Annotated in this window: 16 protein-coding genes and 14 tRNA genes; 11 read left to right on the top strand and 19 right to left on the bottom strand. The window is 35.6% G+C overall.

Translation table 11 applies throughout. The features are described 5' to 3' along the window. Positions 1-135 precede the first annotated feature (135 nt). The 13 genes from EGI05_RS08785 to EGI05_RS08745 all read right to left on the bottom strand — a co-directional run bounded on the left by EGI05_RS08785 (position 136) and on the right by EGI05_RS08745 (position 1,815). Positions 136-206: transfer RNA gene (locus EGI05_RS08785), tRNA-Gln, on the bottom strand. Positions 207-350: 144 nt separating this feature from the next. After that, positions 351-424 (bottom strand) — tRNA-Leu (locus EGI05_RS08780). A gap of 203 nt (positions 425-627) precedes the next feature. Beyond that, a tRNA-Tyr gene (locus EGI05_RS17975) sits at positions 628-711 on the bottom strand. Positions 712-858: 147 nt separating this feature from the next. Then, positions 859-939: transfer RNA gene (locus tag EGI05_RS17970), tRNA-Cys, on the bottom strand. Between the two features lie 105 nt (positions 940-1,044). Continuing rightward, positions 1,045-1,116: transfer RNA gene (locus tag EGI05_RS08775), tRNA-Asn, on the bottom strand. 4 nt (positions 1,117-1,120) lie between these two features. Further along, positions 1,121-1,194 (bottom strand) — tRNA-Met (locus EGI05_RS08770). 5 nt (positions 1,195-1,199) lie between these two features. Further along, positions 1,200-1,272 (bottom strand) — tRNA-Glu (locus tag EGI05_RS08765). 5 nt (positions 1,273-1,277) lie between these two features. Continuing rightward, a tRNA-Pro gene (locus tag EGI05_RS08760) sits at positions 1,278-1,349 on the bottom strand. Positions 1,350-1,416: 67 nt separating this feature from the next. Next, a tRNA-Asp gene (locus EGI05_RS17965) sits at positions 1,417-1,488 on the bottom strand. 6 nt (positions 1,489-1,494) lie between these two features. Beyond that, a tRNA-Ser gene (locus tag EGI05_RS17960) sits at positions 1,495-1,579 on the bottom strand. Positions 1,580-1,584: 5 nt separating this feature from the next. Further along, positions 1,585-1,658 (bottom strand) — tRNA-Arg (locus EGI05_RS08755). A 4-nt stretch (positions 1,659-1,662) separates the two neighbouring features. Further along, positions 1,663-1,736: transfer RNA gene (locus tag EGI05_RS08750), tRNA-Lys, on the bottom strand. Positions 1,737-1,741: 5 nt separating this feature from the next. Further along, a tRNA-His gene (locus EGI05_RS08745) sits at positions 1,742-1,815 on the bottom strand. Positions 1,816-2,623: 808 nt separating this feature from the next. On the opposite strand from EGI05_RS08745, the gene deoD reads away from it, so the two are divergent. Then, a complete protein-coding gene (gene deoD / locus EGI05_RS08735) occupies positions 2,624-3,334 on the top strand; it encodes a purine-nucleoside phosphorylase (protein ID WP_123262697.1) in 711 nt (236 codons plus the stop codon). A gap of 63 nt (positions 3,335-3,397) precedes the next feature. Here deoD and EGI05_RS08730 read toward each other — a convergent pair whose 3' ends face one another. Together EGI05_RS08730 and EGI05_RS08725 are read right to left on the bottom strand one after the other, a co-directional pair. Then, entirely contained in the window at positions 3,398-4,183 is a 786-nt protein-coding gene (locus tag EGI05_RS08730; RefSeq protein WP_123262696.1) for a TatD family hydrolase, read from the bottom strand. Between the two features lie 64 nt (positions 4,184-4,247). Continuing rightward, a complete protein-coding gene (locus EGI05_RS08725) occupies positions 4,248-4,910 on the bottom strand; it encodes a hypothetical protein (RefSeq protein ID WP_123262695.1) in 663 nt (220 codons plus the stop codon). Between the two features lie 243 nt (positions 4,911-5,153). Here EGI05_RS08725 and EGI05_RS08720 point away from each other — a divergent pair, with 243 nt between their 5' ends. Continuing rightward, positions 5,154-5,444, top strand: a complete 291-nt coding sequence (locus tag EGI05_RS08720) for a hypothetical protein (RefSeq protein WP_228428575.1) — start codon at positions 5,154-5,156, stop codon at positions 5,442-5,444. Between the two features lie 83 nt (positions 5,445-5,527). Here the strand turns inward: EGI05_RS08720 and EGI05_RS08715 are convergent. Both EGI05_RS08715 and mce read right to left on the bottom strand, forming a co-directional pair. Beyond that, positions 5,528-5,601, bottom strand: a tRNA-Ile gene (locus EGI05_RS08715). 61 nt (positions 5,602-5,662) lie between these two features. Next, positions 5,663-6,061 carry a methylmalonyl-CoA epimerase gene (mce, locus tag EGI05_RS08710; protein WP_123262694.1) on the bottom strand — a complete coding sequence of 133 codons (399 nt, stop codon included), beginning with the start codon at positions 6,059-6,061 and terminating at the stop codon, positions 5,663-5,665. An 88-nt stretch (positions 6,062-6,149) separates the two neighbouring features. On the opposite strand from mce, the gene rbfA reads away from it, so the two are divergent. From rbfA to EGI05_RS08675, 8 genes are all read left to right on the top strand, one after another. After that, the gene (gene rbfA, locus EGI05_RS08705; protein WP_123262693.1) at positions 6,150-6,509 is read left to right on the top strand and encodes a 30S ribosome-binding factor RbfA; all 360 of its coding nucleotides are present in this window, start codon (positions 6,150-6,152) and stop codon (positions 6,507-6,509) included. Between the two features lie 2 nt (positions 6,510-6,511). Further along, the gene (locus tag EGI05_RS08700) at positions 6,512-7,717 is read left to right on the top strand and encodes an ABC transporter permease (protein WP_123262692.1); all 1,206 of its coding nucleotides are present in this window, start codon (positions 6,512-6,514) and stop codon (positions 7,715-7,717) included. A gap of 48 nt (positions 7,718-7,765) precedes the next feature. Next, on the top strand, positions 7,766-9,613 hold the full coding sequence (locus tag EGI05_RS08695; protein ID WP_123262691.1) for an endonuclease: 1,848 nt from the start codon (positions 7,766-7,768) through the stop codon (positions 9,611-9,613). Between the two features lie 59 nt (positions 9,614-9,672). Then, positions 9,673-10,410: a shikimate dehydrogenase family protein gene (locus EGI05_RS08690; protein WP_123262690.1), complete on the top strand. Its 738-nt coding sequence runs from the start codon at positions 9,673-9,675 to the stop codon at positions 10,408-10,410. Between the two features lie 64 nt (positions 10,411-10,474). After that, complete coding sequence (locus tag EGI05_RS08685) at positions 10,475-12,280, top strand: DUF349 domain-containing protein (RefSeq protein WP_185144966.1); 1,806 nt, start codon at positions 10,475-10,477, stop codon at positions 12,278-12,280. 60 nt (positions 12,281-12,340) lie between these two features. Further along, complete coding sequence (ribD, locus tag EGI05_RS08680; RefSeq protein ID WP_123262689.1) at positions 12,341-13,363, top strand: bifunctional diaminohydroxyphosphoribosylaminopyrimidine deaminase/5-amino-6-(5-phosphoribosylamino)uracil reductase RibD; 1,023 nt, start codon at positions 12,341-12,343, stop codon at positions 13,361-13,363. Between the two features lie 98 nt (positions 13,364-13,461). Beyond that, positions 13,462-13,668: a bacteriocin-like protein gene (locus tag EGI05_RS17895; RefSeq protein ID WP_134197437.1), complete on the top strand. Its 207-nt coding sequence runs from the start codon at positions 13,462-13,464 to the stop codon at positions 13,666-13,668. A 77-nt stretch (positions 13,669-13,745) separates the two neighbouring features. Next, complete coding sequence (locus tag EGI05_RS08675; RefSeq protein ID WP_123262688.1) at positions 13,746-14,360, top strand: YigZ family protein; 615 nt, start codon at positions 13,746-13,748, stop codon at positions 14,358-14,360. Between the two features lie 2 nt (positions 14,361-14,362). On the opposite strand, the gene EGI05_RS08670 is transcribed toward EGI05_RS08675, so the two are convergent. Both EGI05_RS08670 and EGI05_RS08665 read right to left on the bottom strand, forming a co-directional pair. Then, on the bottom strand, positions 14,363-15,484 hold the full coding sequence (locus EGI05_RS08670) for a hypothetical protein (protein WP_134197439.1): 1,122 nt from the start codon (positions 15,482-15,484) through the stop codon (positions 14,363-14,365). 107 nt (positions 15,485-15,591) lie between these two features. Then, positions 15,592-16,302, bottom strand: a complete 711-nt coding sequence (locus EGI05_RS08665; RefSeq protein ID WP_123262686.1) for a zinc metallopeptidase — start codon at positions 16,300-16,302, stop codon at positions 15,592-15,594. 98 nt (positions 16,303-16,400) lie between these two features. Between EGI05_RS08665 and EGI05_RS08660 the strand changes: the two genes are divergently transcribed. Then, positions 16,401-17,525 (top strand): GNAT family N-acetyltransferase, encoded by a 1,125-nt coding sequence (locus EGI05_RS08660; protein ID WP_123262685.1) that lies wholly within the window; start codon positions 16,401-16,403, stop codon positions 17,523-17,525. The last annotated feature ends 264 nt before the right edge of the window (positions 17,526-17,789 follow it).

Here is a 17,789-nt window from a genome sequence, read left to right as displayed (position 1 = left end):
TGATCATTGATAAATGTTTTTCAGCTATATTTAGCTTATATTTTTTTTAATTCTTACTGCACTCCGAACTAGATTCGAGCCAGTACCCTCAGTTTTAGAGTCTGAAGTGCTGTTTACACTATCGGAGTAATTCTGTTGATTCATTAGGACTCGAACCTAAACTACAAGAGTCAAAGTCTTGTGTGCTGCCATTACACTACGAATCAGTATAAATGATGGATAATAATTGATAAATGATCATTCATATTCTCGTGGATCAGAACTGAATTGAACAGTTCTCTCTTGTTTTTCAGACAAGCTTGCACACCTTGTATACCACTGATCCGGTTTTGTGAGTATAGAAAACTTTGTACAGGAAGAGGGATTCGAACCCCCAATATCTTGAGCCTAAATCAAGTGCGTCTACCGGTTTCGCCATTCCTGCATTTATCAAGGTTAGAGAAGGTCTGTCTATAAAAATAGGTCTGTTAGTAATGTTTGTAAAGATCTTCTGCGCTTGACAAACCATCCCGTCTCCTTTTTATTTTATTTTTATTTGTGTTATTAAAAAATCAACTGACCAGGAATCGAACCTGAACAACAAGAGTATATTTTCCTGCATGCTGCCATTACATTATCAGTTGAATGTGGAAGTGGTAGGATTCGAACCTACTCAGCTATAAAGCAACAGATTTACAGTCTGTCCCGGCTCTCCAGCTCCGGCGCACTTCCTTTTAAAATGAGTAATAAGTGATCATTAATAGGTAATTTATTTCGAAGAAATTTAAAGCCTGTCTATATTTTTTGTTTGATGTAAGAACTTCTACGCTCGACAGACTTTTACTTTTTCTTCTGAACTTATCTCATTTTAGTTACTAGAGATGGTTATGGGATTCAAACCCACTCAGCTTTGCAACGGTTTTGCAGACCGTCCCGACTCTTCCACTTCGGCGAACCATCATTTTGGAGCAAGAAAAGCTTGTCTGTTTGTTTTTGACATAAAGAGCTTCTGCGCTTGACAAACTTTTACTTTCTCCTTTGAAACAATTACTATTCAGTTATTTGCGATTTTGGAAAGACTCGAACTTTCAACCTTCGGCTTAACAGGCCGTTGCTCTACCATTGAGCTACAAAATCATTGTAATTTCGGAAGGATTCGAACCTTCAACCTTCAGCGTATGAAACCGATACTCTAGCCATTTGAGCTACGAAATCTTTTGTACTCCATAAGGGAATCGAACCCTCATTTACTGCTCGAAAGGCAGGCGTCCTAAACCATTAGACGAATGGAGCAATTGTCTGGAAAACAGGATTCGAACCTATGACCTCCCGCGTCCAAGGCGGGTAAACAACCACCGTTATCTTTCCAGTTTTTCAGGTTCAGTTTTCCATTTCTTTCCGAGAGACAGTCGGATTGAAATGTTCCGTGAACCTTTGCGGTCTATGCGAGAATCGAACTCGCAGTGCCCAAGAGACAGTCGGGCAGGTTAACCATTACCTCAATAGACCTATTTGCGGAGAGCAAAGGAATCGAACCTTCACTACTGTTGTAGAACTCATTAGCAGTAAGCCGCAACGAACCAATATTTGCCTACTCTCCTTTTGTGATCCCGAGAGGACTCGAACCTCTACTCCCCGGTTTAGAAAACCGATACTCTATCCCATTGAGCCACGGAACCATAGTAATCCCATAAAGATTTGAACTTTCAACCCCCGGTTTAAAAGACCGGTGCTCTAACCATTTGAGCTATGAGATTATAGTTGGGGTATCTCCGGGAATCGAACCCTATTCTCCGGTGCCACAAACCGGCGCTTTACCAAATAAGCTAGAGAAACCATAAAAAAAGCACCTCTTTTCGGGAGGTGCTGTATTATTTTTGACGTATCAGGTCATGAGAACCTACGTATATAAGCACCTTTTATCTACAAATCCACTATCAAGAATACATACAAGCTCCATCGGTTCCTGCCCGTGTAATCTTGAATATGAATTGAATATGTTGTGTAATTGTCTCATTTTATTTTTCTTGTTTTAATCAAGTTATTTTTTTGATAGGTGAAAATTTGTTGTTTTTAATTTTCGGTTGCAAAGTAAATAGGATTTTTTCAAACTCACAAATAAAATTAAATCATAAAATATTGATTTTCAATAATTTAAATTAAATTTTCAACATAGAGAATTCCTGTCCACAATGTTTTGCAGATACCGTTTTCACCTAAATGACTGTCTCTCATCGGGTTGCTTATCACTCTATTTTATCGTATTAAAGTTTCATTGCTTATTAAAAAATTTTCACTTTTATGGTTATTTTTTTTCATTCTAAATAATTTCTTCCCTAAAAACACAAAAAACGCCTCGAAAATCGAGGCGCTCTGTTATATTTTGATTTAATTTTTACAGGTTTACAGTAAATAATTTTCAAAGTAAGCACATTTCGCCTCATCCCATATCATCTCATCATACCCAAACAATCCTTCTATTGAAGGGCTTTTGCATAGATTTGTGCTGATATGTGCTCTTTGTAGTTTCATAAATTTTCTGACGCAAAGATAAACTTTTTTATTTTTCAGTTCTTATTATGACCCTATTCTCAACTTATTTTTTCCTTTAAAGTTGATATATTTGCTATGTTAAAAAATTATTATGAGTATTCACATCAGTGCAAAAAAAGGAGAAATTGCTAAAGTTGTGTTGCAGCCGGGAGATCCGCTTCGTGCACAATATATCGCCGAGAATTTTTTAGAAAATGCAAAGCTGGTAAACAAGACAAGAGGAATGTTTTATTATACCGGGATGTATAAAGGCAAAGAGATCACAGTTGGAGCCAGTGGAATGGGTTTTCCGAGTATTGGTATTTATTCGTATGAATTGTTTACGGAATATGATGTAGAAACTATTATCAGAATCGGAACCTGTGGTGCTTATACTACAGATTTAAATCTTTTTGATGTACTGATCGTAGAAAATGCAGCCAGTGAAAGTACGTATGCCAAATTTGCATGGGGAATTGAAGATGAGATCATTGCACCACAAGGCCCTATTTTTAATACAATTCATGAAACAGCAACGGAATTGTCTATCAATGCCAAGACTTCCAATGTTCACAGCAGCGATATCTTTTACAGAAAAGACCCGAATATTCCGGCTATTGCAACAAAGTATAATTGTTTAGCTGTAGAGATGGAGGCTTTTGGTCTGTTTGCCAATGCAAAACATTTAGGAAAAAATGCTGCTACTATTCTTACTGTATCAGATATTATTCCTACTCACGAAAATATTTCTGCTGACGACAGAGAGAAGGCTTTGAAACCTATGATCGAGCTGGCTTTGGAATCTGCATGGAAAAGCATTTAAGTAAATCACTTTCGTGATGTAACCATAAAGAAAAGAGCTTTACTAAATCAGTAGAGCTCTTTTTTATAATCTGAAAAATTTTCCTGCGACCTGTGTTGTTTCGTCCGCCACTTCAGAAATGCTTATTTTCTTTAAGTGCGCAATGGTTTGGGCAACATACGGTAAAAATGAGGGTTCATTGCGCCTGTTTTGAATTCGGGGCATATTTTTAGGTAACATAAAAGGGGCATCGGTTTCAATCATCATTCTGTCGAGAGGAACATATCTGATAACGTCTTCCAGATGTTTAAATCTTTTTTCATCACTGATCGCTCCGGTAAATCCTAAGTAAAATCCTTTATCCAGGTACACCTTCGCTTCTTCTAAAGTTCCGGTAAAACAATGTACCACAGCTTCGGGAAGTGAGGAAGTATATTCATCTGTAATTTCATTAAATCTTTTAAAGGCAGATCTTTCGTGAAGAAAAAGTGGCTTATCTACTTCAATAGCTAGCTCAAGTTGGGCACGGTAACATTTTTCCTGAATTGGTTTCGGTGAAAAATCACGGTCAAAATCAAGTCCGCATTCTCCTACGGAAACAACATGAGCATATTTCAATAATTTTCTAAGCTCACTGATGCTCTGATCATTGAAAGATTTTGCATCATGAGGGTGAATTCCAGCTGTTGAATATAGAATTCCAGAATACTCTTCAGCTATTTCAGCAGATTCTTTGCTTCCGCGTACACTGGTTCCGGTAAGGATCATCTGCTCTACTCCGTTATCCAGAGCTCTGTTGATTATTTCGTCTTGTTCATTATAGAACTGCTTATTGGTCAGGTTAATGCCAATATCAATGTAAGTGTTCATTTGTTTTGAATTTAATTGGCAAAGCTTATATCTTTTTGCGCAATCTTTTTACGCATTAAAGAATTTATTCATTGATAAATGTTTCAAGGAAACCGATCAGTTGTTTACCGCCATGGCTCCAGCGGATTCCGTGGCCTTCTTTCTCTCTTATTTCAAAAACCAATTCATGTTTGTAGTGGAAGAAAACATTCCACCAGGTTTTGTGATCGATGATATAATGGATTCTTTCCATTACTTTTTCCTGTTTCTGCTGATTATTGCCTTTTACCTCACCCCAAAAAGGATCATCCATTCTTCCCACATGCTTTTCCCATGCTCTTTGTGCAGTAGTAATCTCATCATTGAAAAGTTGGGTACAACTTTTTATTAAAACGTTTTTCAGAGGCGGAATCGCCATTTCATTGCGGATACTTGCTGAAGTTATCCTTTGTCCCAAGACATTCAGCCAATGTTCAAAAGAAATATTTTCAAGTTGTCGGATTATGCTTTCATCAGAATCAGAGCTTTCAAGAATCTCGATAAAAGTGGTAAAGCTCTCATCTCTGTTTATTGGTATTTCTTCGTTAAAATAAGGAAGATCCCAATCTAAAGTTCCATTTTTGAATTTCAGAACATTTCTTTCGATATTCTGAAGGTGTTCCCCAGCTAATACATCACCGTACTGCTCTTTCCACTTTTTGGAAAACAGGAGAGCAATTTTCTCCAAAGGGTTTAATTCAAGATTCATAATTCAAAAAATAAAATTCTTCCTTCCTAAATCATCATAACCATACAACAATATCCTTTTGACATGCTTCTTTGATGACCCTTCCCATGCTGAGAAAAGCTGCATTTTCCATAAAGCTTTTCATATCAGGACCATTAAATATATTTAAAAATTCTTAAAATAATTGATTTGCAAAACATAGCTTTCCAAATTTCGAATGGCTATTATAATAAATTTAATATTTTTATCAAAAACTAAAATATTATGAATAACAAAATCATTTATTTATTTTCAATCCTATTTATTTTAGGAAGCTGTACTGCTAATACACATGACTTAAAAAACTGTTTGCATAATACAGATGCCGGGTTTATTCAGGGATTATGGCATGGTATTATATCACCCATTACATTTGTAGTGAGTCTGTTTGAGAATAATATTACTATTTACGAAGTTGAAAATAATGGTAATTGGTATAATTTAGGATTTGTTTTAGGATGTTATTTTACATTTAAAGGAACCAATGAAGGAGTAAAAAAAGTGAATAACAAATAAAAGCATTAGTTGAGTTTCATAAATCTCTTCATGTTGCAAAAAATAAAAACACCTACATTATATTGTAGGTGTTTGATTTACCGTGGCCCCACTTGGGCTCGAACCAAGGACTTGCTGATTATGAGTCAGCTACTCTAACCAACTGAGTTATAGGGCCTCAAAATTGGGTAAATTTTGTGACTGCAAAAATAGCAAAATTTCTTTCACTACAAAATTTTTTATCCCTTTTCTTGACAAAGTTCCACCAGTACTCCATTGGTAGATTTCGGATGAAGGAAGACAACTAATTTATTATCAGCACCTTCTTTAGGTTCTTCGGAAATAAACTGAAAACCTTCTTTTTTCAGCCTTTCAATCTCTTCCAGTATATTTTCAACTCCAAAAGCTAAATGATGAATGCCTTCTCCCTTTTTTTCAATAAATTTTGAAATGGGGCTTTCAGGATTGCTGGCTTCCAAAAGCTCTACTTTACTCTCCCCTGTTTCGTAAAAAGAAGTCACGACTCCTTCTCTTTCCACACTTTCTTTTTTGTAAGATTTTTTTCCTAATAGTTTTTCAAAAAGTTCATCAGAAACTCCTAAAGACTTTACGGCAATACCGATATGCTCTAACTTCATACTATAATATAATTTAATCGTAAATTTGATACAGTGAACGAAACTTCAGCGTATCAATTCAAACAAAAGTACTAAATTTGCATAACTTATGGAGAGCAACAGACAAAGAAAAGTAGCACAAATTATACAGGAAGATTTCGCAGAACTTTTCCGCAAACAGGCTGCAGACAGCAAACAGAGTGTTTTGGTAACAGTTTCTGATGTGAAAGTAACTGCCGATTTAGGTATTGCCAAAATCTATTTAAGCATATTTCCACAGGAATTCCGTTCCGCCATTATGAAAGAAATTGAGGAAAATAAGCCTCAGTACAGAAACTTTATCGGCCAGAAAATGGCAAAACAGGTACGTGTAATTCCTCAGCTTAACTTTTATCTGGACACTTCTCTTGATGATGTTGAAAAGCTTGAAAAAGAACTAAGAGGCGAAGGCGACAATCCTGTTTTATAATTTTGAAGAATATTGCATTTTACATAGCATCACGATACCTTTTAGCAAAAAAAGGCAGCACTGCGGTTACGTTTATTACGTGGTTAGCCGTAGGTGCAATGACCGTTGCTGTAGCTGCAATGTTTGTGATCATATCTGTTTTTTCCGGACTGGAAGAACTCAACAAGGATCTTATTTCCAATCTTCATGCTGACCTTACAATAAAAAGCGCCTCCGGTAAAACGATCAAAAACCTGGATAAAATAACCACTGCTTTAAAAAACAATACGGAAATAAGCAGTTTTTCCCGTATTATTGAAGAAAAAGTATATATCAGCTATAATGGGAAAGGCGATATTGCCTATTTAAGAGGTGTGGATTCCGCTTACGTACAAGTAAATCCCATTAATAAGGATGTTTTCTATGGAACCTACCCAAGCTTTGAATATTCTAATGAAGTGTTAATGGAGAATTCCCTGGACAACAGATTATCTCTACCCGTTGCTTCTTCGGGAAACTATGCCACCATTTTCATGCCTAAACCAGGAACCGGCATTATCAGCAAAGAAGAAGATATCTATAACAAGAAAGATATTCTCGTAACCGGTGTTTTTCCCGGAAAAGATCAATTAAACAATTACATCATTTCACCTATTGAACTCGCTGAAGAATTGTTGGATCTTCCTAAAAAATCAGCCTATCAGATTGTCATCAAATTAAAAAATCCGGAAAATACGGACCTGGTAAAAGCAAAATTACTTTCGTCTTTTGGTAAAATTATTGAGATCAAAACCAAGGAAGAGGAAAATGCAGCTTTCTGGAAAATGATCAATACGGAAAAACTTTTCATTTACCTGATCTTTGCTTTGGTTATTTTTATTACCACATTTAATTTAGCGGGTGCCATCATTATTTTACAGCTCGACAAAAAAGAACAGGCAAGATCTTTAATATCATTAGGTTTTCCTCTTAGCCACCTAAGAAAAACATATTTTTACACCGGCGTTCTGATTGTCGTTTCGGGAATCATTACGGGATTAATTCTTGGCACTGCATTATGTTATTTCCAGCTTTATACAGAGTTCTTCAGAGCGAATGAAGCCTTACCATTCCCGGTAAAAATAGTAGGAAAAAATTATCTTATTGTAGCACTTACCGCTTCAGTATTCGGATTTACCATTTCATGGTTCTTCTCGAAGATCAGCAAAGAGTATATTACTAAAAATTAATACGTTACTTTTTAAATTTTCCGTACCTTTACTGCCCAATTTTTTAAAATGAAACGAATTTTATTCTCTTTTTTACTGTGTTTTACGTTGATCAATGCATTTGCACAGATTCCTGCGGGCTACTATAACGGAACTACAGGGTTAACAGGTTATTCCTTAAAAACAAAACTTAGTCAAATTATTACCGCCGGTCACAATGACCAGGGCTATAATGGACTCTGGACAGGATATCAAACTACAGATCGTGATTACTATTACGAAAATAATGGAAAAGTATTGGATATGTACTCTGAAAATCCGAATGGGGCAGATCCTTATGAATATACGATCATTTCAGATCAATGCGGAAGTTATTCAGGAGAAGGGGTATGTTATAACAGAGAGCACACTGTTCCGCAAAGTCTCTTCAATTCTGCCAATCCGATGCATAATGATATTCATTTTATTCCTCCTACTGACGGGAAAGTGAATGGAATGCGAAGCGATTACCCTTACGGAGTTGTTACCAACCCTACATGGACTTCCCAAAACGGTTCCAAATTAGGCCCAAATACTACTCCTGGTTATTCAGGAACGGCTTTTGAGCCTATCAATGCCTTTAAAGGAGATATTGCCAGAATGATCTTTTATTTTGTAACAAGATATCAAAATCAGGTTCCTGGATTTACTAGTGGTAATATGCTGGATGGAACAACAACAAGAAGTTTAACGCAATGGGAACTGGGCGTTCTTTTAGCATGGCATGATGCAGATCCTGTTTCTCAAAGGGAAATCGACAGAAATAATGCCGCTTATGCATTTCAAGGGAACAGAAATCCTTATATCGATCACCCGGAATGGGTACATGAGGTATGGGGATATGTAAATACAACTCCTGATACAACTCCTCCTACAACACCGCTTAATTTAGCTGCTTCCAATATCACAGGCAGCACAGCAACAATTACATGGACCGCTTCAACTGATAATATAGCTGTTACAGGATACAACATTTACGTCAATGGTATATTGTATGGAAGTTCAGGTACCAATTCCATTAATATCTCAGGTTTAAATCCAAATACAACTTACCAGGTGACTGTGGTGGCTACAGATGCGGCCGGAAATGTTTCCCCTACTTCTGCACCATTAGATTTCACTACCACTAATACTCCACCTTCAGGTGGTTCTTCCAATGAACTATATATTTCAGAATACGTGGAAGGTTCAGGAAACAATAAAGCTATTGAATTGACTAACGCTACACTGGATCCTATTGATCTTAGTAACTACTCTATTAAAAAACAATCTAACGGAAGCGGCGCATGGGTAAATGAAGTAACATTAACAGGAACTCTCCAGCCTTCATCAGCCTTTGTAATTACCAATTCAGGAGCTGCATTCACATGTACTTTCACAAGTAATTTAACGTTAGGCGGATCTCCATTAGATTTCAACGGGAATGACCCTGTCGGGCTATTTAAAAACGGAGTTCTTATTGATATTGTGGGAACCTTTAACGGGGGAAGTGCTAATTTTGCAGCGGACGTTACATTAAGAAGAAATGTAAGCAATCCTTCTACTACATTCTCTCTTTCACAATGGAATTCTTTCCCTCAAAATACATGTGACAATTTAGGAATTATCAATCCAAATGCCGTATTGGGAACCCATGAAGTTCAAAAAATCACAGGATTCAGCATTTATCCTAACCCTGTAAAGAATAATGAATTATTCGTAAAAGGAAGCAGTCTTACTACAATTTCCAGAGCTGAAATTTATGATATGTCCGGAGCGTTGATTCAGGTAATTGCCAATCCTTTCAAAAACTCTGACAAAATTACGCTCAGAAACGTTACCAAAGGAAATTACATTCTTAAAGCAGGTAACAATACTGCGAAGTTTATTGTAGAATAATAGAAAAAATATTCACTTCTAAAGACCGATTTATTCGGTCTTTTTTTTATTTTTGATCTATGGATTCCAATAAAAAATTAGGCTTAATAGGAAGAAATATTTCTTATTCTTTTTCCAAAAAATTTTTCACAGATAAGTTTCAGAAGTTAATGCTGAAAGATTTTTCCTATGATATTTTTGATTTAAATGAGATCAATGAAGTGGAAAATCTCTTTTCTGATCCTCAGCTGATAGGTTTTAATGTTACCATTCCCTACAAAGAAAAAATAATAGATTATCTGGATGAACTGAGCGATGAAGCAGAAAAAATAGGCGCTGTAAACTGTGTTCTTATTCAAAATGGTAAAAAAACAGGATATAATACCGATGCATTCGGGTTTGAAAAAACATTGCTGCTTCATAAAAAGCCCCATCACACCTCTGCTTTGATCCTTGGAAATGGTGGCGCAGCAAAAGCAGTACAATATGTTCTGGATAAAAACGGAATTCCATTTCAAACGGTTTCAAGAAATTCGGAAATCAACTTTGAAAATTTAGATCCGGCAACCATACAACAACATGCGCTTATCGTACAATGTACTCCTGTGGGCACATTCCCTAATGTAGAAGATTGTTTGCAATTCCCTTTCGAATGGCTTTCCGACAAACACCTGGTAATCGATTTGATTTACAACCCCAATTATACCCAATTCATCATTAATGCATCCGAAAAAGGAGCAAAAACGGTGAACGGTTACTATATGCTTGAACAGCAAGCAGAAAAAGCTTGGGAAATTTGGAATTTTCAAAAAAAATAACCTAAATTAGTGCATTAATTGGCTTTTAGCTGCAAGATATACGCCCACTCATAAAAGATTTGCTATGATTACAGAAAACAATCTTTCTGAAAACGAAGAAAAGAAAAATTCTAACGAAGTACCTCAAGAAGAAACATCGGAAAGCACCGCTTCTCATGATGAAAATCCGCATGAAGATGATTCCGAACATATGGAAGAACAAGTGAATACGGATATTTCTTTATCTGATGCTTTAAAAGAAATGGAAAAAATCATCAATGCTCCTAATGCTGGTGAAAATTTCAAAACTTTCAATCTTTTAAAAGAAAAGGCAAGTCATTACATCCATGATGAAGTGGAAGATAAAAAGCATGAATTTGAAGAAGCCGGGAATGCCCCTGAAAATTTCAGCTATGAACATCCTTTGCAAGCCAGATTTTCAGCTTTGGTGAATATTTTCAAGGAAAAGCACGACGATTTCCAAAAAAAACAGGAAGAAGAGCAAAAGAAAAACCTGGATCACCGCCAAAGTATCATAGAAAGGCTTAAAAATCTTTATACCAATTCAGAACCGGGGACGAATCTTTTCAAATCTATCCGCGAGATCAAAGAAGACTGGTCTAAAGCAGGACAAGTGGCCAAATCCGAGTTTAAAATTCTTAATAATAATTATTTCCACCATCTGAATCAGTTTTATCAGATGCTGGATCTAAACAAGGAATTTCTGGAACAGGAATACAGCCACAATCTTGAAAAAAGACAGCACATTATCGCTCGTGCTAAAGAATTGGAAAATGAGCCTGTCATTCAGAAAGCATTGAATGAATTACAATATCTTCATAAACTTTGGAAAGAAGAGGCAGAACCTGTAGCTGAAGAATTCCGTGAGAAAACCTGGGAAGAGTTCAAGGAAATCTCCAATAAAATTCACGAAAGAAAATCCGAACTTTCTGCGGCTATTGAAACAGAGCAGAACAACAATCTTGAAAAGAAGAACCAGATCATTGCAGAAATCAAGAAATTGTCTGAGCCTTCTGAAACTCCGAACCACAATTACTGGCAAAATGCCATCAGAAAGGTGGAAGATCTTCGTTCTGAATTCTTAAAAACCGGAAGTGTTCCAAGAAAGCTGTCTAACCAAAACTGGAATGATTTTAAAACCACTTTAAGAGGTTTCAATACCAATAAAAACAGCTATTATAAATCTTTAAAAGGTTCTCAACAGGCAAATCTGGAAGAAAAATTAAAACTAATCCAGACTGCTAAAGACAATGTGAACAATGAAGACTGGGATATCGCTGTTCCTTTATTTAAAAAGCTTCAGGACGACTGGAAAAAAGTTGGCCATGTTCCTAAAAGCATGACCAATAAGATCTGGGATGAATTCCGCGATGCTTGTAACGCTTTCTTCAACAACTATAGAGAAAAGAGCAATGCATCAACAGATAACTGGAAAGAAAATTATAAGCACAAAAGAGAGCTTCTCGATGAATTGAAAACAGTAACCAATGAAGATGGCAGCATTGAGAAAATCGAAGCAATAAAAACAGCTTGGAACAATATCGGAAAAGTGCCTAGAGATAAAATCTCAATTAACTCCGAATTCAACAAAACGTTGAGAGAAAAATTGAAACTCAACAAAATCAATGAACTTGAGCTGAAAGAAGAAGGATTATCTGAAAACCAGCTTACCGATAAAGCGAGAAAAATCAAGAGCCAAATCTCTGATCTTGAAGCGGAGATCGTAAAACTGGAAAACAACTTGTCATTCTTCAACAACCCATCAAGGGAAAACCCTCTGTTGAGAGATACTTTCAATACAATTGATGATAAAAAGGCTCATTTGGAAACCTTAAAACAAAATCTTCACAGCATTATCAGCGGAGATTAAGAAATAATTAAAAATATAAAAAGGCGGAGCAAAGCAATTTGTCTTCGCTTTTTTCTTACTATGCAGGACGAATTATATATAAAAAGATGTATCGAATTAGCTCAAAAAGCATTGGGCCAGACTTATCCGAATCCTTTAGTGGGAAGTGTGATCGTTCATGAAAATACCATCATCGGAGAAGGCTATCACCATAAAGCAGGCGAAAACCATGCAGAGATCAATGCCATCAATTCCGTTGAGGATAAATCGTTAATTCCGGAATCTACCATTTATGTTTCTTTAGAACCATGTGCTCATTATGGGAAAACACCGCCTTGTGCTTTAAAAATTAAAGAGCTCGGTTTTAAAAAAGTAGTTATCGGGGCTATGGATTCTCATGACAAAGTGAATGGAAAAGGGAAAAAGATCATCCAGGATGCAGGAATTGAAGTAATTTCAGGAATTCTGGAAAAAGAATGCATTGAACTTAATAAAAGATTTTTCACTTATCATGAAAAGAAGCGACCATACATTATTTTAAAATGGGCAGAATCCGGAGACGGCTTTTTAGATAAAGATTATAAGCCTACTCCTGTTTCAAACAATCTTGTCAACCAATTTATACATCAATTAAGAGCGGATGAACATGCTATTTTAGTAGGAACCCAAACAGCACTTAATGATAACCCGGGCTTAACGGTGAGAAATGTTGAAGGAATCAATCCCATCAGAATTTTAATTGATTTTGATTTAAAAGTTCCTGAAGATTTCAAAATCTATAATAAAGAGTCCAGAACGCTTGTTTTCAATAGCATGAAGGAAGAAGATCATGACAACATCCGTTTTATTAAAATTGAAAAAGAAAACTTTTTACCGGCATTAATGGATGCTTTATATAAGGAGCAGATACAGTCTGTTATTATTGAAGGCGGAGGTTTCACTTTGCAGCAATTTATCAATGCTGATCTTTGGGATGAAGCTATTATCATTAAAAATGAAAGTCTACGACTTGAAAACGGAACGAAAGCTCCTAAGTTCAATCACCTTTACCATCAAATTTTAACCTTAAGAGATAATCATATTGAAATTTATAAGAATAATTAATAAAAATTAAATTCCCTATTGATTGATTTAAATAAAATATTTAATTTAGGTTTATGAATATTATATTCATAAGTTGTACAACAAAAATCCAATTAACTATGAAAAATCTAAAAAAACTTTCAAGAAAGGAGCAATCTAAAATCAATGGTGGAGACCGAAATGCAAAAATCTTATGCTCATGGTCAAGTCAAAATACACCGCCATGGAATTCCTCTCAGGAATGCCCTTCAGGATGGGTGGTTTGTGTATCATTAAACTGTTGCTATGATCCCAACCCACTTTTATTAAACGGTTGCCCGGACTAACTTAAATTCAATACAATCCTCAATCATTGAGGATTTTTTTATGACCCTGTATTTAATTATTTTTGCAGAACTAAAGCATGAAATCAATGATGTTTGAATATAAAACTATAGAAAAGCCTATTGAAAACACACTATTAAAAGAAAAAGGCAGTAAATTCATAGGATTTGCTTACCCTGTGAGCAATGAAGAAGAACTGAAAAATGCTTTGGAAAAAATCAGAACAGAGCATCCGAAAGCTACTCACCATTGTTATGCTTTCAGAATAGGCCTGAATGGGGAACATTATCGCGCCAATGATGACGGAGAACCTTCCGGGAGTGCAGGTTTACCCATTTACAATCAGCTGTTGGCCAATGACATTACCAATGTTCTGGTTATTGTAGTCCGTTATTATGGCGGAACAAAACTGGGTGTTTCCGGATTGGTAAAAACATACAAAGAATCTGCAAAAATGACATTAGAAGAAGCGCAGATCATTACTAAAGAGCTGGAAACCGAAATTGAAGTTCAGTTCAACTTCAATCAGCAGAATACAATTTTTACTTTACTTTCCAAGTTTGATGCTAAAATTGTTAATTTCGATTCACAGGAAAGGGCCGTTATTATAGCCAAAGTAAAAACCAAACATAAAGAAAATATCCTTGAATCCTTAACTCAGATACAGTTTGTGGAATGTAAATTTTTAGATTAAAATTATTTCAACTCTACCCTTTTTTGGGTCATAGGATCATAAGATAATATCCTTATTGAGTCATTTGGATATTTTTGTTTCATATAAACTCCAATCTTTCTATATATTTCAGTTTCGGGAAGCGGTGCAGATTTAATTTCCGCTAAGGCCCAATCCTGCAAATTAATACATCGTTTTCCCGGACAAATATTATTCGTTGCAGACTCAAAATAAGGTTTCAGTTCCTCCTTTTTTTTTGAAAAACATATATATAATTGCTCTCCTTTCCCTGAATACAAATTGAAGGAAAAATATTGGTACCAATGTCCAAAAAAACTGAAAACAGGCATTATAAACCAAAGAACAAACCAATAGAAGTTCGAAGTACAAAAGCTATTGGTGACAGGATCAATCGGTTTTATATATATGACCAACAACATACCTATCATTGCTAAGTTCCAGAACCAAACCACGGAATTATGCTCTAATCCAAAAGGCCCAATGACAATCAAAATAATCACATGAATGCCCATCAATACATAACTGATCTTTCTTTTTGATTTTGAAAGTAATAACAGAACAGCCAAAACCAACTCAACAACAGGAATCAATAATCCTACAAAGAATAATTTGTATTTCAGGATAACATCCATTGATAAGCCAAAGAAATCGATAAGAATCATATTCATCCATGCCAGAGAAAGAAAACTCCGGTTAAGCTTATGCAAACCACTAAATATATAGATGGACACCAAAAACAAATGCATCAGCAATATGATGTTTTTGGGCTTATGAAAATTGATGATCGTTATCAGAAGAATGCACAAATACATATATTCCCACGGCTGCCATCTCACTGTATCTAATAGACAGCTTAACATTTCAGACAGAAACAATAAAATAAGAAGCAGGCGGTTTTCTTTAAATAGAATCAGCAGTAAAGCCAGAAGAGAAAATCCAAATAAAAACAGATGTACAAAACCTGGAATATTCTTTACAATATCCAAAGGGGGAATAACAGGATATATTCTATCTGTAATCCAGGTTTTATAGCTCCATATTTTGGTGATCATCCAAAAAAAAGCAACCACTTTGATGAAGTAGCTGACCTGCTTTTTCTCTGATATCAGTTTTCCTGTATACACCAACTTTAGAACAATATTTTATCAAAAGTATCAAATTCAATTGAAATCAATAAAAAAACATCCCGGACAAATTGTCCGGGATACTATATTTCTTTTGAATAATTAAATTAATCTCTTCTTCCACCCATCAGTAAAGATGCCCAGTAAAGAAGCTGCGCCAAAGATCCGATGGCAGCTACCACATAAGTTCTTGCCGCCCATTTCAGACTGTCTTGTACTCCTACATACTCTTCTGAAGTTACTGTTCCGGTATCTTTCAACCATTTCATCGCTCTGTTGCTTGCATCATATTCTACAGGCAATGTTACAAAAGCAAAAATGGTAGTAAACGCAAACATGGCAACTCCAATAGCGAGAACTGTTGTGTTTCCGTTTGGATCATCAATAGATCTTGTTGCGGCCATAATACCAATACCTGCAATAAGAACGAACTGCATCAAATTAGAGCTTATATTAACAATCGGAACCAGCTTTGAACGTAATTGAAGCATAGAATATCCTACAGCATGTTGCACGGCATGTCCACATTCATGGGCAGCTACAGCTGCAGCCGCAGCATTTCTCTGCATATAAACACCTTCCGATAAATTTACGGTTTTATCCACCGGGTTATAGTGATCGGTCAATTGTCCGGGAACCGAAATCACCTGAACATCTGTAATCCCGTTATCTCTCAACATTTTTTCCGCCACTTCTTTTCCTGAAAGCCCGTTTCGTAGATGTACCTTAGAATAATATTCGAATTTAGATTTCAACCTTGATGAAACAAACCAGCTCACCAACATTGAAATCCCTATAATAATATAATAACCTGTCATTTTTTATGTAAATACTTTTAATCTTAAGATGTAAAAACTGTGCCAAAGTATTGCATATTATTATTTATATTTGTTCTCTAATTCCCCCCTGGAAAACTATGTCTAAAGTTTCAGTAATTGAAGTAAAAACACGTGACGAATTAAAACAATTTGTGAAGTTTCCGATGGATCTTTATAAGGGAAATCCTTATTATGTTCCCGCTTTCATCAACGATGAGATCAACATCTGGAATTCCGCGGAAAATCCGGCTCTGCAATATTCAGAATCAAAACAATACCTGGCTTTTAAAGATCAAAAACTGGCAGGCAGAATTGCCGTTATTATTAATCATAAAGAAGAAAAGGAGTTGGGTATACGAAAAGTACGATTCGGATGGATTGATTTTATTGATGATCACGAAGTTTCACAAGCTCTGATTCAAAAAGCCATTGATTACGCTAAAGAAAAAAACATCAATAAAATTGAGGGACCCATGGGCTTTACCAATCTCGATAAGGCAGGAATGCTGACATTGGGTTTTGACAAATTGGCCACTATGATTGGGATCTATAACCACGATTATTACCCAAAACATCTGGAAAATTTAGGACTTGCTAAAGAAAAGGAATGGGTGGAATTTGAAATCATGTTTCCGGACACCCTTCCTGATAAAATTCACAAATTCAATGAGTTGATATCTCAAAAATATCAATTGAAAGTTTTGAGATTTACAACCAAAGAAGAAATTATACAATACGTTGACCCGATGTTTGACCTTCTGGATGAAACCTATAAACATCTTTCTACCTACACTCCTATTTCAGACGAGCAGCGTAAAACCTATAAAGAAAAGTATTTTAAACTTATTGATAAAGACTTTATTGTTTGTATTGTAGATGCCAGCAATAATTTGATTTCATTCGCTATTACAATGCCTTCTTACTCCAAAGCATTACAGAAATCAAAAGGGAAACTGCTTCCTTTCGGGTGGTGGCATTTCTTGCAAGCCGGAAAGAAAAATGACAGGGCCAATTTCTACCTCATTGGTATCCACCCTGAATATCAAAGAAGAGGAGTTACCTCCATTATTTTCAAAGAAATCTGGAAAATTTTCAGAAAAAAAGGAGTAAAATATTTAGAAACCAACCCTGAACTGGAAGAAAACAAAAGTATCCAGCTGTTATGGCAGGATTACAACCCTGTGAATCATAAAAGAAGAAGAACCTATTCTCTAGAGCTCTAATATTTAATCTACAGATTTCCCAAATTAATAGAATACAAAAACCTGTGCTAATCTGTGATCAATAGAAAGCAAATACAAATTCAATACATAATGGCAAGTTACCCATGAAAAAGCAACTGATTATTTTTGGTATTTTAATCGCAGGATTTATTGTTTATCATCTCTTTTTCCAGGTAGAAGATGGCAAGACCGATGCTGTAATTAGTATTTTGTACACAAGTGTACTTTTTGGTTACATTGCCTATATGGCTTATTGTTTACTAA

This window comes from Chryseobacterium daecheongense, from assembly GCF_003729955.1.
Classification (GTDB): Bacteria; Bacteroidota; Bacteroidia; order Flavobacteriales; family Weeksellaceae; genus Chryseobacterium; species Chryseobacterium daecheongense.
This window is presented reverse-complemented; position numbering and strand designations above follow the sequence as displayed.

Excerpts from the sequence above, each read along its gene's own strand:
- deoD (WP_123262697.1), top strand. The coding sequence starts at position 2,624 with ATGAGTATTCACATCAGTGCAAAAAAAGGAGAAATTGCTAAAGTTGTG.
- EGI05_RS08730 (WP_123262696.1), bottom strand. The coding sequence starts at position 4,183 with ATGAACACTTACATTGATATTGGCATTAACCTGACCAATAAGCAGTTC.
- EGI05_RS08725 (WP_123262695.1), bottom strand. The coding sequence starts at position 4,910 with ATGAATCTTGAATTAAACCCTTTGGAGAAAATTGCTCTCCTGTTTTCC.
- EGI05_RS08720 (WP_228428575.1), top strand. The coding sequence starts at position 5,154 with ATGAATAACAAAATCATTTATTTATTTTCAATCCTATTTATTTTAGGA.
- mce (WP_123262694.1), bottom strand. The coding sequence starts at position 6,061 with ATGAAGTTAGAGCATATCGGTATTGCCGTAAAGTCTTTAGGAGTTTCT.
- rbfA (WP_123262693.1), top strand. The coding sequence starts at position 6,150 with ATGGAGAGCAACAGACAAAGAAAAGTAGCACAAATTATACAGGAAGAT.
- EGI05_RS08695 (WP_123262691.1), top strand. The coding sequence starts at position 7,766 with ATGAAACGAATTTTATTCTCTTTTTTACTGTGTTTTACGTTGATCAAT.
- EGI05_RS08690 (WP_123262690.1), top strand. The coding sequence starts at position 9,673 with ATGGATTCCAATAAAAAATTAGGCTTAATAGGAAGAAATATTTCTTAT.
- EGI05_RS08685 (WP_185144966.1), top strand. The coding sequence starts at position 10,475 with ATGATTACAGAAAACAATCTTTCTGAAAACGAAGAAAAGAAAAATTCT.
- ribD (WP_123262689.1), top strand. The coding sequence starts at position 12,341 with ATGCAGGACGAATTATATATAAAAAGATGTATCGAATTAGCTCAAAAA.
- EGI05_RS17895 (WP_134197437.1), top strand. The coding sequence starts at position 13,462 with ATGAAAAATCTAAAAAAACTTTCAAGAAAGGAGCAATCTAAAATCAAT.
- EGI05_RS08675 (WP_123262688.1), top strand. The coding sequence starts at position 13,746 with ATGAAATCAATGATGTTTGAATATAAAACTATAGAAAAGCCTATTGAA.
- EGI05_RS08665 (WP_123262686.1), bottom strand. The coding sequence starts at position 16,302 with ATGACAGGTTATTATATTATTATAGGGATTTCAATGTTGGTGAGCTGG.
- EGI05_RS08660 (WP_123262685.1), top strand. The coding sequence starts at position 16,401 with ATGTCTAAAGTTTCAGTAATTGAAGTAAAAACACGTGACGAATTAAAA.